The organism is Streptomyces sp. NPDC093094 (genome assembly GCF_044754345.1).
Classification (GTDB): Bacteria; Actinomycetota; Actinomycetes; order Streptomycetales; family Streptomycetaceae; genus Streptomyces.
Genome location: NZ_JBIVOX010000062.1, coordinates 1 through 1,367 on the forward strand (window position 1 = coordinate 1; position 1,367 = coordinate 1,367).

Annotated in this window: 2 protein-coding genes; both read left to right on the forward strand. The window is 68.2% G+C overall.

What is annotated here, in order from left to right:
• The first annotated feature begins 103 nt into the window (after positions 1–103).
• Positions 104–958: an IS5 family transposase gene (locus tag ACIQGV_RS40845; RefSeq protein WP_402504829.1), complete on the forward strand. Its 855-nt coding sequence runs from the start codon at positions 104–106 to the stop codon at positions 956–958.
• Positions 955–1,359: a type IV toxin-antitoxin system AbiEi family antitoxin domain-containing protein gene (locus ACIQGV_RS40850; protein ID WP_402504831.1), complete on the forward strand. Its 405-nt coding sequence runs from the start codon at positions 955–957 to the stop codon at positions 1,357–1,359. Before ACIQGV_RS40845 ends, ACIQGV_RS40850 begins: the two co-directional genes overlap by 4 nt.
• Positions 1,360–1,367 lie beyond the last annotated feature (8 nt).

Consider the following 1,367-nt stretch of genomic DNA (forward strand, 5'->3'; position numbering starts at 1 on the left):
AGAGGCTGTTAAGTCCCGTTTCCGGTGATGTGGTGTCGCCCGTTCGTGGGTGATGGGGCGGTTCCGCCCCCGTGTCCTGTTGTGTGCATGATGGGGTCGCGGCATGGAACGGATGCCGTACTCAACCGACTTGTCCGACGAGCAGTGGGCGTTGATCGAGCCGCTGGTCACCGCGTGGAAGCAGGAGCGGGTGGCGCGGTCGGCGACCGGGAACCCGGGCTCCTGCGACCTGCGCGAGGTCGTGAACGCGTTGCTCTACCAGAACCGGACGGGCTGTCAGTGGCGGCTCCTGCCGCACGATCTCCCGGCCTGGTCGGCGGTGTTCTATTACTTCACTCTGTGGCGTCAGGACGGTCTTGACCAGCGGATCCAGGAGATCCTGCGCTGTCAGGTGCGGGAGCGGTCCAGACGATTAGAGGACCCGTCCCTGGTGATCATCGACACCCAGTCCGTCCGCGTGGCGGCCGGGGTGCCGAGGGAAACGACGGGACTGGACGCGAACAAGAAGACGCCCGGCAGGAAGCGGGGACTCGCCGTCGACGTGCTGGGCCTGATCATCGGTGTGGTGATCCTCGCCGCGAGCGCGCACGACAACGAGGCCGGCATCGCCCTGCTGGACCAGGCGGCCGAGCGGTGCGGGATGCGTCTGGAGAAGGTCCTGGTCGACCAGGGTTTCAAGGACGCCGTGATCATCCACGGGGCGGTGAAGGACATCGCCGTCGAAGTGGTCCGCCGCAACCCCGACGACGAGGGCAAGGGCTTCGTCCCGCAACCGAAGCGGTGGGTGGTCGAGCAGGTCAACGGCACCCTCATGCTGCACCGGCGCCTCGCCCGCGACTACGACCACCGGCCCGACAACGCGGCCTCCCGCGTCTACTGGGTCTCCACCGCCGGCATGCTCCGCCGCCTCACCACTCCTGCCCCCACCTGGCGGGACGACGTGGAGCTGGCCGCGTGAACGTCCACGAACTCCTGCGGCTGCTGCAGAACGAGCATGATGAGACCGCAGTCCGCGCCGACCACCTGCGCGAGCAGATCGAGCGGCTCACCACCGCCCTCGCCGAGACCGAAGCCCGCCTGGCCGAGCTCGCCGCCACCCGCAAGGTCATCGACGGCCTCACCCCGCCCGACCACGCAACAGCCCCCGCGGAGACCGCCACCGCGACCGTCTACCAGCGCATCGTGACCACGTTCAACGAGCACCCCGGCAAGGTGTTCCGCGTCCGCGATCTGCACGAGCACCTCGGCCTGCCCACGGACGAGCCCTCGATCAACGTCACCCGCTCCCGCCTGGGACGACTCGTCCGCCAAGGACTCCTCGAACAACCCGGACGAGGCCGCTATCAGAAACGGACTTAACGCCCTCT

Coding starts and splice junctions, on each gene's coding strand:
- ACIQGV_RS40845 (WP_402504829.1), top strand. CDS start 104: ATGGAACGGATGCCGTACTCAACCGACTTGTCCGACGAGCAGTGGGCG.